The 15,929-nt window shown below is 46.2% G+C and carries 9 protein-coding genes; all 9 read right to left on the bottom strand.

Going from position 1 to position 15,929, the window contains the following annotated elements:
* Window positions 1-36: 36 nt before the first annotated feature.
* On the bottom strand, window positions 37-1,578 hold the full coding sequence (locus ED312_RS17180; RefSeq protein ID WP_123217259.1) for an alpha-L-fucosidase: 1,542 nt from the start codon (window positions 1,576-1,578) through the stop codon (window positions 37-39).
* Window positions 1,579-1,857: 279 nt separating this feature from the next.
* On the bottom strand, window positions 1,858-2,667 hold the full coding sequence (locus ED312_RS17185) for a PhzF family phenazine biosynthesis protein (protein ID WP_123217260.1): 810 nt from the start codon (window positions 2,665-2,667) through the stop codon (window positions 1,858-1,860).
* A 44-nt stretch (window positions 2,668-2,711) separates the two neighbouring features.
* Window positions 2,712-3,179 (bottom strand): RidA family protein, encoded by a 468-nt coding sequence (locus tag ED312_RS17190; protein ID WP_123217261.1) that lies wholly within the window; start codon window positions 3,177-3,179, stop codon window positions 2,712-2,714.
* 57 nt (window positions 3,180-3,236) lie between these two features.
* On the bottom strand, window positions 3,237-5,309 hold the full coding sequence (locus ED312_RS17195) for an alpha-L-fucosidase (protein WP_123217262.1): 2,073 nt from the start codon (window positions 5,307-5,309) through the stop codon (window positions 3,237-3,239).
* Between the two features lie 227 nt (window positions 5,310-5,536).
* Window positions 5,537-7,522 (bottom strand): glycoside hydrolase family 97 protein, encoded by a 1,986-nt coding sequence (locus tag ED312_RS17200; RefSeq protein WP_123217263.1) that lies wholly within the window; start codon window positions 7,520-7,522, stop codon window positions 5,537-5,539.
* Window positions 7,523-7,759: 237 nt separating this feature from the next.
* Window positions 7,760-9,346, bottom strand: coding sequence for a glycoside hydrolase family 43 protein (locus tag ED312_RS17205; protein ID WP_123217264.1), 1,587 nt, complete (start codon window positions 9,344-9,346; stop codon window positions 7,760-7,762).
* 35 nt (window positions 9,347-9,381) lie between these two features.
* Window positions 9,382-10,833, bottom strand: coding sequence for a cellulase family glycosylhydrolase (locus ED312_RS17210; protein ID WP_206363277.1), 1,452 nt, complete (start codon window positions 10,831-10,833; stop codon window positions 9,382-9,384).
* A 211-nt stretch (window positions 10,834-11,044) separates the two neighbouring features.
* Window positions 11,045-13,006, bottom strand: a complete 1,962-nt coding sequence (locus ED312_RS17215; RefSeq protein ID WP_123217265.1) for a sialate O-acetylesterase — start codon at window positions 13,004-13,006, stop codon at window positions 11,045-11,047.
* Window positions 13,007-13,138: 132 nt separating this feature from the next.
* Window positions 13,139-15,889, bottom strand: a complete 2,751-nt coding sequence (locus tag ED312_RS17220; RefSeq protein ID WP_123217266.1) for a T9SS type A sorting domain-containing protein — start codon at window positions 15,887-15,889, stop codon at window positions 13,139-13,141.
* Between the last annotated feature and the right edge of the window lie 40 nt (window positions 15,890-15,929).

Here is a 15,929-nt window from a genome sequence, read left to right on the forward strand (position 1 = left end):
AAAAACGGCACTTTTCCGGTTCATATTCTTCTTTTATTATTCCAGTTCCACTTTAAATACCGTCGCCAACTCATTCATGTCGGAAGAACCGGGTGTTGTAAGCGTTAACAAATTATCCGTTACCGTCCACCTCAACTCCTTTCCGCTTCCCAGTACGGATACTTTTTTAATCCCGGATTCGATTGGAGTACGAATTACAAGATCCGAACCAGGTGCCGGAAGCCCTAATGAAAATACATACAGGTACTTTTTGTCTTTTGACACCGTAAACCGGATATCCTTTTCAGAGTAGGCAATCGTTGCGGACTGCCCCCCGAAATGCCCCTTTTCGAATTCGGCATCCCCGTAGCCATAGATGGAGTGTGCCCTGGTCCCGTAAATAGCTTCTTTATGTTTATCGATCCATTCTCCGATAGCGGCCAGGACGCTCCTTTGTTCTGTGGGGATCGTTCCGTCGGCCTTAGGAGAAATATTCAGTAACACGATACCTTTTTTACTCCAGACGTCGACCATGTTCCTGATGACCAGGGATGCCGGCTTGTAGGTTTGTCCGTTGATATAGCACCAACTGTCATGACTCAGGGTAATATCCGTAAGCCAATAGTCTTCGGAAATTTCTGTTTTCCCACCTTGCTCAATGTCCAATATCCCCACATTAGCGGGCAAATCTTCTTGTTTATAAGCCACTATGGGAGCCTGTCCCCTTGAAACGGCTGTGTTAAAGTGATGGGCAACCATTTTCTGACGATAGTTTTCCGGTATCTCATCCAGCCAGGAATCAAACCAGATGATGTCGGGTGCATACACATCGACTACTTCATTTACCTGGTTCAACCAGTACTCGTGAAATTCGTCTGCCGGCATGTTCCCGTACAGCATCCTGAGCTTCGGATCGGTTGTGGAGGTGACATAATCCGGATGGTAAGGGTAGTGGCTGTTCCAGCCGGGGTCCGGCCTATTACCCGCCCAATTGGAAGTATCCTTTGCATATCTCTGGAGAAGTCTGGCATGATGAAAGGTAGCAATCGTTTTGATGTCACTTTTTTTGAGTTCTGCAAACAACTCCCCGAGGATATCTTTTTCCGGCCCCATGTCTTTGGCATTCCAGGGGTTCACCTTGCTGCCCCACATGGCGAATCCGTCATGGTGTTGTGCGACGGGACCAGCAAACCTGGCCCCGGTTTTTTTAAACAGCCCGGCCCATTCTTTCGCATCGAAGTGCTCTGCGGTGAACATCGGTATAAAATCGTGGTAATTGAATTCGGATAGCGGGCCGTATGTTTTCCGGTGATGTTCAAAAATGTCGCCTCCCCAGTCTTCCCTGCCGGGAACATACATCCACCGGGGATACCATTCCGAACTATAAGCCGGTACACTGTAGACCCCCCAATGAAAATAGATCCCGAATTTGGCGTCTTTGAACCATTCGGGTTCTCGTTCGATAACAGACAAGGATTCCCACGTGGGTTCGAACTTTCCTTCGGCAACAGGCTCTTGGCTGTCCCGAACAGATGATTCCTGGGCTATCAGTGAATAACAGCACAGCATGCAGATAGCGTGTATTATATTTCTCATCATTTATTTATTTTAATGGCTTGTAAGCGAAATTCTTAAACTTTACACTTCCTTCTCCCATTGCGCAAAGCCCCTGTTTGAACACAAATTAAGATCAATAAAATTTTTGTTTCATTCATTATAGCATTAATGGGCGTATTTTACATTCTTTGTGAGAACTGTCCGATTGGCATAAGGTTCTTTTCAAACTAAAAAACTCGGCTTCATCCGCGAAAACAGCATTATATATATAAACAATAGCAGTTGTCTGTTTCGTTTATATTTTGCCCGGGTGGGGGCCAACTAAGGCAAATGCAATATTCCGGACGAAAATATTACGGCACTGCTTCTGATCACTACAGAATCTTTCATCAATTCGACTTCCATACTCCCTGTACGGGCCGAACTTTGGTAAGCCCTCATTATTTTTTTATCCAATTTGTTTGCCCAATACTTGCCTAAAAAACTTTGGACTCCACCTGTTACAGGATCTTCGTCAACACCTGACCAGGGAAAGAAATACCGGTATTCGTAGTCATAATTTTTATGCACTGATTTAGCAGTTAACAGCACGCCACTAACGGTTGTTTTGATATTCCTCAGTGCATAAAAATCGGGTTTTAGATTTTGAAGTACTACGCCGCTTTGTATTTCCATTAAAAGTATATTATGAAATTTATTATACTCGCAGTTAAGAATTTCGCTTATACCCAATGCTTTTTTAATTTCCTCATCTGCAGTTGATTTTTCTGTGTCATGAAGCGGAAAATACATTTCTATTAATTCCTCTTTCCTGAAGATTTTCAAGACATGGCCAAAACGGGTATAAAAGGTGATCTTGGGCAGATCTTCATACTCCGTAAATAAGGCTTTGGATGAAGCTAATGTGGCATGTCCGCATAACGGAATTTCTTGTGCAGGTGAAAAGTAGCGAATGGAAAAGGAATCCGTATTTTGCTTTACAACAAAAGCGGTTTCCGAAAACCCGAACTCCTTTGCTATATTGAGCATTGTATTTTCATCAAGTTCATTTTCAAGCAGGCAGACAGCAGCTTGATTTCCCTTGAAAAGCGCTGTGGTGAAAGCATCTATAATATATGTTTTTATACGCATCGATTTTGAATCTTTATTATGGTTATAAAATAAAAAGTATTGAATTAATCTTCTATTTCAACAATTACTTCAACTTCATCGGCAAAATTTAAAGGTAATGCGTGCATACTTACCGCACTTCTGGCGTGTCGTCCCTTTTCGCCAAAAACGGAAAACATTAAATCGCTATATCCATTGATAACTTTTGCCTGGTCAATAAAATCACTTGTGCAATTAACCATACCGAAAACTTTAACGATTCTTTTTACTTTGCTCAAGTCTCCCAGTTCGTCTTTTAGAACGGCTATATGATCGATTGCAACTAAACGGGCAGCTTCATTTCCTTGCTCAATGGTCAAGTCTTTTCCTACCTTTCCTGTTACATAAGTCTTGTCTTCTTTAATCGGGCCTTTACCTGAAAGAAATAATAAATTCCCTGTTCTTACACAATTCACATAGCTTGCAATTGGTTGCGAAACTTCGTTTAAAGTAATTGAATGCTTTTTTAGATTTTGTTCTGGCGTATTTGTCATTTTGTTTATTTTTTAAGTATGGAGTTCACAAGGGATATGGTGTTTTTCCAGCTTAAATCAGTCCGTGACCACATCTATTTCAGCATATCCTATATTATCATTGCCCTCAGTGTTCTTTAATGCCCGGAACTTGATAAAACGGGCTTTTTGAGGTGCAAACATTCTGGTTTGCCAAACGGGATTGTTTTTGATATTGGAGAATTCTCCCTTGTCTGCCAGTTTCCATTTCTTATTATCATCGGACACATAAAACTCGTAGTTGGTAATGATGCCGGGTTCCCACATGCTCTGGTCCGGATGGTACCTGAAACCATTCAAATTTTGCAGACCTCCCAGATCGATGACAAGATCAACGGGCATCTTCTTGTCCCTGCTTTGACGCCAGGTGGTAGCTGTATTTCCGTCCAGAACGGCGTATGCTTTATGGTCATCGGTTCCGACGATCTTCCAATCCTTTCTGCAAATGTCAAATTTCCCGATAGTCACAGGGCTGCTTTTATGCGTGGAAGGATCATAGGCAATGGCTTTTACTTCCACTTTCCCGTCTGTCGGGACCGGGCCTGTATACCTTTTTGATTCCGGGGTAGGCTCGCTTCCATCCAATGTATAGTAAAAATATGGCCCTATATCATCGGTCGATATGGTGATTTCACCGGATTGATCCCGGATAATGGCGGGAGGATTCAAAGATAACGGCGCATTGTAAATCCCGATATTGGAAATTACCGGGCAGCTTTTCGAGTCGGTAATACGGAAACGAACCTTCGTTGCCTCAACAGCGGGAAACCTGAGGAAACGCTTATACCCGACGGTCGTTCCTTTGGCCAGTTCTTTCCAGTTTCCGTCCACGAGGGCTTCCACCGTAAAGGCTTTCACCCGTTGCCCCAAGCGGATGTATTCCTGTGCAAGGAACCGGTTGACCATGGTTGGTTTTTCAAAATTTATGGTCAGGGAGGCTGTTGTTACGCTATCATCCGTTGCCCAGTATGTGTCCTTATTATTGTCTAACGCCTTATCCGCTCCAAATTCTTTGGCTTTACCGCGGACATCCGACGCAATCGCATGCTTGTTCCTGGCTAAGTTTTCAGCAAATGAAGCCTCGACGGTTGCCGCAAATTCCAATGCCGCTTTTTCGTCATTTTCATGAATCAGACCATTGGGCATGATCGGGAAGTTGAGCAACAACGTGCCGTTGCGCCCTATGGAGTTATAATAGGTCTCCATTAACTGCGGTACTGTTTTTACCTTGTCGTCCTCAATCGGGTGATAAAACCACTCCGGCCGGATGGAGGTATTTACTTCAGCCGGCACCCACGAATCGCCGGTTTCCAGGCCAAAATGCAACATCTCCCACTCCACGTCGCCTGTACCGTTCAATAAACTCCAGTTGGTCTCCCCTACAAAGCCCCCTTCTGTGCCTACCCAGCGCAGGTCCGCCCTGTCGCCGCCATCGTTCCAGATAACAATGTCGGGTTGAAGCTCCCGGATCATTTTATACGTCGGCTGCCAGTCGTAATATGTCGTACGGTCAATTTTACGGTTTTCATTGGCACCACCGTAATAACCGTTGCCTCCATTGGCGCCATCGAACCATATTTCGAAAATGGGGCCATAATCGGTCAGTAACTCTTTTATCTGGTTTCGGAAATAGGTGATGTATTCCGGCTTTCCATAATCAGGGTGATTCCTGTCCCATGGAGATACGTAAATGCCCAATTTCAAACCGTATTCTTCGCAAGCCTCGGCCAGTTCGCGGACCACATCCCCCTTGCCGCCCTTCCAGGGAGCGTTTTTTACAGAATACTCCGTATACTCCGACGGCCATAAACAAAAGCCACTATGGTGTTTAGCCGTGATGATGATGCCTTTCATCCCTGCTTCTTTACAAATCCGGGCCCACTGACGGGCATCCAGTTCCGTGGGATTAAACAGGTTGATATCTTCATTACCATATCCCCATGCCTGGTCGGTGTAGGTGTTCAGTGAGAAATGAACAAATGCATAATATTCCATTTCCTGCCATCTCATCTGGTTTTCGGATGGCACAGGCCCGAAGGCAGTCGGAGGTGCTACTCTGCTACACCCCATACATACGGCCAGAACGGTTCCGAATAGTAAATACCTGATCATATTCTTTTTTTATTGATTGTTCAACGGTTATTATACGTATCAGCAAGCACTGTATGTCTCAAAGTTAGCTTTTAATTTTTATTTTGTCATTATGACTATTTGGACTTTATAATTGTTTTGAAATCAAAACAAGGTATAGTACCGGCCGGTTATATTGGCCGCTGCCTTCGTTATGCATAAATTTTCCCGGGCTACCGGTGAATGGCAGTGCAGCATGCAAACACGCCTTATTTTTCCGGTCTGATTATGATTGCAAAGCCACCGCCATTAGCCATACTTATTACCGGTTTATCGGTACTTACTACTTTAATTATCTCACGTTTATAGTCCGTGGGATCTTTATCTGCGTTAACCCCGTCTTTAAAAATCTCCGCCAAATAGGTTCCCTCTCCCAGGAAAGACAGGTCTATCGATATTTCTCTTGCCGACCAATTGGTTAAACCACCTACAAACCATTTTTCATCCTTTCGCCTGGCCAGAGCAACATATTCGCCAACTTTGCCATCGAGGGCAACTGTTTCGTCAAAAGTGGTAGGGATCCGGGAAATAAAGGTAGTGCTTTCCTGTTCTTTCATATATGCCGTAGGGCTATCTGCCATCATTTGCAAGGGTGCTTCATAAATGATGTACATCCCTAATTGGTGACACCTGGTCCCCTGGCTCATCGGCATGGAATTGCTCGGACGAAAATCTGCTCTTGTTGCATTGCGCATTGCTCCCGGTGTATAATCCATAGGCCCCGCCAGCATTCTGATGAAGGGAATACAGGTCGCATAATACGGCATATCATCATTCGGCGTCCATTTCACGTTCTCCAGACCTTTGACCCCTTCAAAATTGACCACATTAGGGTAGGTCCGCTGAATACCTGTAGGTTTATAAATGCCGTGGAAATCGATCAGGAGTTTATAAGAGGCCGCCTTTTTTGAAATGTCATAAACAGATTTTACCATTTTCTGATCATCACGATCTAAAAAATCAATCTTAAAGCCCTTAACCCCTAATTTTGAATAGTGAGAAAAGGTATTATCCAGATCCTGATTTATGGCATACCAGGTGGCCCATAAGATAATCCCGACATTTTTCTGATTCGCATAGCTGATGATTTCTTCGATGTCCATACCGGGTGAAATTTCCAGCATATTGTTTTCTTCACTCCAACCTTCGTCCAGCACCACATATTCAATATGGTTTTCTGCGGCAAAATCAATATAATACTTATAGGTTTCCGTATTGATTCCGGCCTTAAAATCAACCTTCGATATACTCCAGTCATTCCACCAGTCCCATGCCACTTTACCCGGCTTTATCCAGCTTACATCAGCAATTTGTGAAGGTGCTGAAAGTTTTTGGACCATGTCATTATTCAACAGGTCTTTATCGCTTTCACTTATTATTATTGCTCTCCACGGGAAATTGCGGGTACCGTTTGTTTTAGCCATATAAGGTTCCCGCTTCACCACCATGTAGTTCATATTGTTAAAGCCTCCCAGGCGTTCTTCCTTCGGGTAACAGGCAAACGCCCCCTTCAAGCCTTGCTGTGTTTGATTATTGCGTGTTAAGAACATACCGGGATAATCTTCCAGGTCAGCCTCTATAATGGCCGCCTTTTTTCCATTTCCCAGATCAACAAGGAGCGGGGAAATAGCCAGTGAATCTTTTACAAATCCGGAAAGAGGAATTTGAGTATACATCACTTCGAAAGCAGATGTATACATATCGTTTTCCCTCAGATCGCGCACGTAGGGAACAAAGGCTTTATGATCTTTATTAAAGTTAAAATTGGCTTCTTCGGATTCAATAATGATCTGTCCCTTCTTACTGGTAAAAAAGCGGTAGGCTACCCCGTCATTATAGGCTCTTAAAATCAAACCGAAACCGCCTTTAAACTTTATTACGACCTGGTTGTACTCGTCAATTACCGTTGCCTTTTTATAAACAGGTGTGGCAAAGGTGTTGCTGACTTTTGAAGTTTTAGTACTGATGACTTTTGCATTATTTCCTAAAACCTCTCCGCTGTCAAGTGTCAATGAAATAGTAGAAGCAGCAATAACTTCCGTATTTTCATGTTTGACAGACCACAAAATCTTCTCTCCGCTTTCCAAAGCCATGTCGATCTTCCCGTCGGGCGACTTTACATGGATGACCTGCGCCATACCAACACCGGTTGATAAAAACACGATAGAGACTATATATAAAAAAATTCTATTCATTTGATATATTGATTTTTAATGCATGACAAAAAAATAACGCTATTCTGATTGGAGCGGGTAACACCAGGGCAAATTCCAAGTTACATGTTACATGTTGCAGGTTTGTTAAATGCTATTACCCAAACATATAACCCGCAACCTGTAACAAAAAAAATACCTTCAACTCCAAAACTCCGAACTGTAACACTATTACTATTCCATATATAATGCGTTTGCCTTGTGGGTAACACGATAATTTCAGTCTACAACTCCCGGCGTATAAACAAATTTGTCAAAATCGGCATAGGCTTTGGAAGATCCTCCGCCCGAACTTGCAAACAGACCAAGGTATATTCCTGTAAATCCACCTGCCGTTTCGGAACTGATATAGCGTACATCCACTTTATCCAAAGTCTCGAAATCCTTGCCGTTAGTCGAATAGGCAAATGAATAATAGTCTTTATCGCCACGGACCTGCAGGTGGACATTTCCTTCAGGCACGGAAATCTCACGAGCAGTATGGGACAATGCCCCCAGGCGGTAACGCAGGCTCAAAACGCGTTTCCCCGACTCATCCTGAGTTACAAACAGGTCATAGTGCGATGTGTTATTCATAAATACGGTGATCCCTGATTCGTCTCCTTTTCGGGCATCAAAAAGTTCTGTGGCAGCAGTGGCAGTAAAGTTGATATGCTCTTGCCTGCGTCCGACAAAAGTGGGCGAATCAAGATCGTCGAGCGATACCGGCGTTGCCTTTAAACGCAAGTGACCTTTTCTCGCGCTTAACGAATAATTTTCGCTTTTGGGGTTTCTCAAATAACTCCATTCAAGCCCCAGTTTATCTTTGTTGAAATCGGAACTGTACGATACCCGGGGAAACGGCTGCAACGGTAAAGTAGGGACATCCATGTTTAAATCGACCGTACCATCGCCGTTAACAACCGGCCACGCATTCCTGTCCCATCTCACGGGAGCCAGAAAGGTTTCCCTGCCCAGCATGTGGTGCAACCCGGACTGTGGCCGAAAAGCGAGGAACACCATCCACCAGGAACCGTCGTTGGCCTGAACCAGATCCGCATGTCCTGTGCCCTGGACCGGATGTGATTGGGTATTCGCGTTCATGTGCGTTAAAATGGGATTGGCGGGATTCGGATCATAGGGTCCGTCGATATGCTTACTACGTGCAATGGTCACTTTGTGCCCATACTCTGTGCCTCCTTCCGAGATCAACAGATAATACCACCCGTCCTTTTTGTAAATGTGCGGGGCTTCCGGGTAGCGCCCTCCTGTCCCATTCCAGATTGCTTTGCTCTCTGAAAGTTGTTCACCCGTCAATGGGTTAATTTCGCACAAGTAGATACAGTTATCCGGATTGGTGGTGAGGTAACACTTATCACCCTCGAAATAGAGCGAAGGATCAATCCCCCCCTGCTTCAACCACACGGGGTCTGACCATTCGCCGGCCGGATCTGTGGTGTGCACAATGAAATTACCCCCGCCGGTTACATTTGTAGTGACCATGTAAAAAACCCCGTCATGATAACGGATGGTGGGTGCAAAAATACCTCCCGAAGCGCGACATTTCTCCAAATTCACTTGTGAAGGCCGGGTTAAGCAGTGTCCTATTTTTTCCCAATTGACAAGGTCTTTGCTGTGAAAAACCGGAACTCCCGGGAAATACTCGAAAGTACTGGTTACCAGATAAAAACTATCCCCGGCTTTACAGATACTCGGATCGGGATGAAATCCGGGGATTACCGGATTTTTATAGGTGGTTTGACCTATGAGCAGGCTTACCTGTAAAAACAGTAAACAGGCAAGCCATGTGATTTTTTTACTTATCATGAGTTATTTTTAATTGAAATACGGGCAGGTTTTTATTATTCTATTGCCTCAAAAAGTTTATCGATGGTACGTTGGTCTTTTACGGAACCGTTGTTTCTATCCACCGCAACTCCCGTATCCCACCAAAAAGGGATCAAACCATTCGCCAGGGCCTTCCTTGTTACATACTCGATCCAATGATCTACTGCATTGTGGTGTGTCTCCAGGTCCTGGGGGACATGCTCACTTTCGTGACGTCGATAGGCCCCATATTCGCCCAGGATTACCGGGATTCCTTTGTCGATGAATTTCGTTTTTGCCAAAGCCATAGATGCATCTACTTCATCCTCTTCCCCATAGGTGGCGTTGCGGTCGGGTTCAATGGCAGAGTGGTTATCTGCACCCCAGTAATAGGCCATCTTGCCCCAGCTCTTGTCGCCGTCGAACAGGATGCAGAATTGAGAAGGTGTATAATAATGTACCTCAGCCATCATACGGCCGTCTACCTCATCTGTAGGCATGTTCATCAAATCATTGCTTTTTTCAATATTTGTAGCAGGTCCCTGGACCACCAGCACCCTATAGCTGTTCTTACCGCCCGTAGCCCGAACGGCATTGACAAAGGTCTGGTGGTAGGAATGGAGTACCGCCATCTCTTCAGCATTATCTACGTCTGGCTCATTGGCACTGGCAAACATCAGGTGCTCATCAAAGTCGCGCATGGCTGTTGCTATTTGTTCCCAGTACGCTTTTTGTTTGGCATTTACCGAATCTTTCTTTTCGGGGGTGCAGTTTTTTTCCAGCCAGCCACCATCCCAGTGGATATTGAGCATTACATACATGTCATTGTCTACACAGTATCCTACCACTTCTTTGACCCTGTTCATCCACTCTTGTCCTATTTTTGCCGTCGCCTGGTCTGCATACTGATCCCAGGCACAGGGAATACGAATGGCGTTGAATCCCAGTTTTTTAACAGCCTCGACATATTCTTTTGTGATATTCGGATTACCCCAGGCATTTTCACCGCCCGTGGCTTCCAGGGTATTGCCGATATTCCAGCCCAGTTTCATTTTGGCCGCCAGCTCCACGGCATTGCTGCTCATCCCTGTGGCATCGGGCGGCAGCGGAGAAGTATTATAAGAGGGGTAGATCGTCGAACCCTGTGAGGCATTAATCCTGCGCACCTGGCCGTTTGACGCGGCAACCTCCAATACGGAGGCCCGGGCTGAACCGGTGCCATTAGCTTCTGTGCTTAATTTTACGGATGTGCTTCCGCTGCTACCTGTTGTCTGACTCGGCTGTAACCATGAGACCGGGTTACTAATACTCCACTCGCTGTTGCTTGTTATTGTTATTTCTACATCTCCTCCTTCCGCTGTGAAATCAGCCTTATTCGAAGAAACGTCGAGCACGGGGGCTATTTCTCCTTCTTTACTACTGCAAGAGGCAAGTGCTATTATTACAAAAAGTATGGCCAGAATCCCGGCCGGATTTATTTTTTTCATTTCGGGTTGTTTTTATTTGTTTTTAGTACATGACAAAATTTGTTTTTCAGCAAGTTGTCGGAAAATCAGCTTTACCCTAACCCTAAAGGGAACCTGATTTTCCTCAATTCACCCTTTAGGGACGGGGTGCAACATCGAGGAAAATCCAGCGAAATTGAATTTTGCCTTGTACTAAACTGTTTATTATTCGTTTTCATCCAATCTTTGGATTCTATTTCCGGGTGATCCCTTTCCAGTCATCTGTCCGGAAAGGGACCGCAGGCAATCCTTCGGAATTTACCAGGTTGCATTCGGGGTTGTCGGCCCAGGCATAGCGTACCGCTTCCGGACTGACCACCTTATCGGAATAAACGACCACCTCATTTCCCTCGATCACAGCTTTGGCCCAATGGAATTTCCGGTCATTTCCCGCAATGGCAAAACCTGTTACTTGTCTCCCGTCTTTTGCGGATAGTCCCGAACCGGTATTGGTGAAGCTGATGCGGACCCGGTTTCCTTCTGTTTTAGCGCTTTTGTACACGGGACCGGATGCGATACGGTCGTTCCGTCCATATACCATTTTATCGGCGATCAGAGCCAGTCGCCGGCCTACTTCCTGCTTGTTTGTGGGGTGGATATTATCCGCTTCGCCTATGTCGATGATACAGGCCATTCCCGTATTCGGTTGTGACAACGTCAGCGTCTGGGCTTCCCTGAGCTCTGCCCAATCACTTTCCGAAGGGGTATCTTTTCTCTTTTTGAAATTTGCCAGTTGTACATACAAAAAGGGGAGGTTGCCCTGGCCCCAGCGTTCCCGCCAGTCGGTGATCAGCATGGGGAAAAGCTTCCTGTAGTGATACGCTTCGGGGGCATTCGCTTCTCCCTGGTACCATATAAATCCCTTGATGCCGTAAGGGATGACCGGGTTGATCATCGCATTGAACAATACCGCGGGCCTGTAATGATAATCCATGATCCTGGGAAGGGCGGGTTCGATATCTTTTTGATACAACCACTTTCCGGCTAAAGATATTTTTGAAGAGCCGTCCGTGATATAGAGGCTGTCGGCCGGGGGATAGATACCTCCGCCGTTCCAGATCATGGCCAGGCGGATAGAAACCACGTTTTCCCCCTTTTTTACGAGGTGGGCGGGAATGGTATACCGATGGGTTGGATTTGAGTTCCAGACCGCCTTACAGATCTCCTCACCGTTGAAGTACAGAGAATAGTTAAACTCCGGATGTCCCACATTCACTACCAGGTCTTTGCCCTCAAAACGCTCCGGCAATAGTACCTTTTTGCGCAGCCACATCACCCCTTCGTAGGGCCCGATCCCGAAATCTTTGATCAACCGGGGCATTTCCGTTTCGGTCCAGCCGGAGTCGTCGTATTCCGTCGAAGGTACTATCTTGTCTGCCTTATCCTGAGGATTCAAGACGATATCCCAAAAGCGTATGACATTCAGGCTGTCCTGTACAAAATCGTAGGGGTCCCTGAGCGTATCATTGGCCAGCACGGCTTGCCTGGATATCGGGGAAGAAAGCAACATTTCCCGGCTTGTCCAGGATTCTACGGGTGTTCCCCCCCAGGTACTCTGGATGATGCCTACGGGGACATTGTGGTCCCGGTGTATCTTCCTCGCAAAAAAATAGGCTACGGCCGAAAACTCCTTTACATTGGCACTGTCGCATACCTGCCATTTTCCGGAAGAAATATCCGTTTGCGGGATTAATTTCTTGTCATGTGCTACCGGAAGGAAGCGTATATTGGAAAAATTGGCATTTGCGATCTCATTTTCTGCATCTGCGGATTGCTGCACCTGCCATTCCATATTGGATTGCCCGGAAGCCACCCATACATCCCCGATGAGGATACCCTTCAGTTCCAAACCTTCGGCAGGTTTTCCCTTTTCATAAATTTTAAGGGTATAGGGACCGCCTGCCTTGAACTTCGGAAACCGGACCATCCACTTTCCTTCGGTATCGGCTTTTGTGGTTGCACGCACGGTTCCCAATTCTGCTATGATGTGTGCTCCGGGGTCCGAATTTCCCCAAACCGGAATTTTTATGCCCCTTTGTAAAACCATATCATTCCCGAATACTCCGGGCATGGTGATCCGGGCGTAACATAGCCCCTGGCAAAAGAGGAACAGTATGAAAAGTCCTCCCGCTATTCTTGTTTTCGTATTTAACATTGTTTTCAGGTTAATTTATTTTGATTGTGGCTTTAAAGCATGTTTAAACTGAATTTAATTGGCTAAAGTATTTATAACCTTATCCGGACAGGGGATGCTATGTGTCTGATAAGGGGTTTTTATGTTTTCCCATTAATTGACAATTAACTTCTTCGTTATGTTATATTGGCCGGATCGTATATTGACCAGGTAAATTCCTCTATCCAGAGACTGATCGAATTCCCGTATTTCATCTCCTCCCGTAACTTCCTGGTACAACCATCTGCCCCGATTATCATAAATACTGATGATCGCTGTTTGTAAAGGGGCCGGTAATGCTATCGAAAATTTCCCTGCCCGGGTAGGGTTCGGGTAAATAACAACTTCATTAGCTAAAGTATTGTCATTTACCTGAAGGGCAATGGTTTTCTCCGCCTGGGCTCCACTTGTTATTGTGACATCAAAAGTCTGCGTGCTTTGGCACCCTCCGCTGTTCGTATAGGTAGCTTCATAGCTTCCTGCCTGGCTGGCCTGTATATTGGAAATGGTTACTTCCCGGGTGGAAGCACTAAAACCGTTCGGTCCGCTCCAGCTCCACGATCCTCCCTGGATAGGCTGGGGCCCGAATTTCACCGTCCCGCCTGCGTCTAAGGTGGCACTGGCTGTTTGCTGCCAGGTTCCGTTATTGATCTGTACGTACGGTGTAATGCCCGTAGGCGTACAGGCGGCAGGGTCTCCATATACGATACCACGACCGGCCGTACTCATATATACTCTTCCGAAGACATTCATATCTCCCTGCACGAATTGCCCGTTTCCCGGACCTCCGTATTGTTGCGTGTCCGTATTGATCCTGGTCCAGGATGCTCCCTGGTCTGTGGAGCGATAAACACCTTTTACATTGTTGATGGTACCCCAAATGTAAATGGCAGGATAATTGGCTCCGGGGGCAGCGATACCGAAACCAACGGCTCCACAATAACTGATACCATTTATGGTTGAAAAGGATTGCCCGGAGTCTGTTGAACGTACCAGACCTCCATTGTTCAAAGCTATCCAGACATGGCCTTCCCTTCCGGGCGCCAGCCGGATGACTTTTGAGCCCCAGCCCGCGACTGAACCTGCCCGGGAAAATGAAGATCCGCCGTCGGTGCTCACCATTACCGCTCCGTTCCCGGGGTTGTATGCATAAAATTTATTGGAATTGACCGGGTCGCCAACCGGATGTGCTTCATTAAAACTTAACCCGCTTACCGTGGACCAGGAAGACCCGTTATTCGTTGAACGGTAAGTGACAGACGATTGCCTGGGCGAATGCAAAACGATATTGCCATTGGCCGATAGCGCCACCTTTCCCTGCGTTCCGTTCATATTGCTTTGGGTCCAGGTCGATCCCATATCGGTGGAATAATACATGGAATTTCCCACCCGAACCATTTTGCCCGTATTCTGGGCCGCTGCTGCCAGCCCGGTGGTGGTTCCCATTTGCGGGTTATGAATGGGTGCATATTGACCAATGTCAGTATGCCTGAATCCGTCATAGTCGCCGATAACAGAAATTAAAGGGCCATTGGGAATACTTTCCAGGCCAAGGGGCACGGTTTCTTCAAGCCCCCGGACAGTAAACCGCCAGGTACCGCTGCTATTGATGTTGTCATTCACGAAAATACCATTCCCCGAAGTGACCCAGACTTTTTGCGTATTGAAGGGGTCGAATTCTACGGAGCCTGCCCAATGGATGGAATGGCCGTTGATCCAGGTTACACCATCAGGGTCCATGTTAAATCCCCGGTCTACCACATCAACCCAGCTCGATCCGCCGCTGGTGCTCAGGAATATCCGGTCACCCCAGGTCCCATTCTGGTTCATATAGGTGTTGATGGTAGATGTCACAACCCGGTTAGGATTATTCGGATCAACGCTTATTCCTCCGAATGCCCTGTTGAAACCCGAAGGTGTGATGTTGGTCCATGCACCTGAAGGAATATTGTATTTCCAGATCTGTCCGTTATCCATGGGTTCGGGCACTGCCGAGTGCCCGTGAGGCCCGGCTCCATTGCCATAGGTTATATACAGGTCTCCGTTACTTGCCAAAGCCGCCCGATGGGGCATATAGGTGGTGGTAGCCCCTGAAACTGCCGAAAAGGACTGGCCGCCATTTTCACTTCGGTACAGGTTTGTACTGCCACTGCGCGAAACTCCGACAATGATCCGTTGCGTAACTCCCCCCGAAACGCTGCTGCCATCCAGAATAACAAAGCTTATGCCGTTTTCATTGGGGGTCGTGGTGACGTTGAGCGCATTGAGCCTGCTCCATGTTACACCGGCATCCGTACTCCTGAACAATCCGTTCCACCGCGTACCGCAGTACACAATATTGCTGTTGTTGGGATCAACTACAAGTTTCTCGCCGGTTTGTCGCCCCATACCGTTACCGTGAGCCTTAAATTGATCCGTGACATCTGTTACGGTAAACGTGTTGCCATAATCACTGGAGCGAAGGATTGCAGTTTTGCCATTATTAAAATAACTGATGCCTGCAAGCATATACAACCTGCCGGGATTATTAGGATCTGTTGCCAGTGATTCGACACCCAGAAACCCTACCTGATCTTCCGATACCCAGTCCGTCAGAGGTATCCAGCTGCCCGTCGAAGCATTCCATCTGTAGGCACCTCCTACATCGGTCCGGGCATAAACCAGGTTTTGCTGGGTCTTACTCGGTATAATGGCAGATACAAATCCGCCACCGCCGATAGCTACACTCTTCCAGTTGTAATCTGCTGTGGCCTGGGCCTTAACCTTATGGCCCTGGTACATAAGAATTGTGACAAATAAACAGAGAAAAGCAGGCATCCTGTGCCTGAAGCTGTTTTTACCACAGTCATCATTGGTTTTCTTCATAATTTAAGTTTAAGGGGTTAATTAAATGGTGTAAATTTTT

Source organism: Sinomicrobium pectinilyticum (assembly GCF_003725735.1).
Classification (GTDB): Bacteria; Bacteroidota; Bacteroidia; order Flavobacteriales; family Flavobacteriaceae; genus Sinomicrobium; species Sinomicrobium pectinilyticum.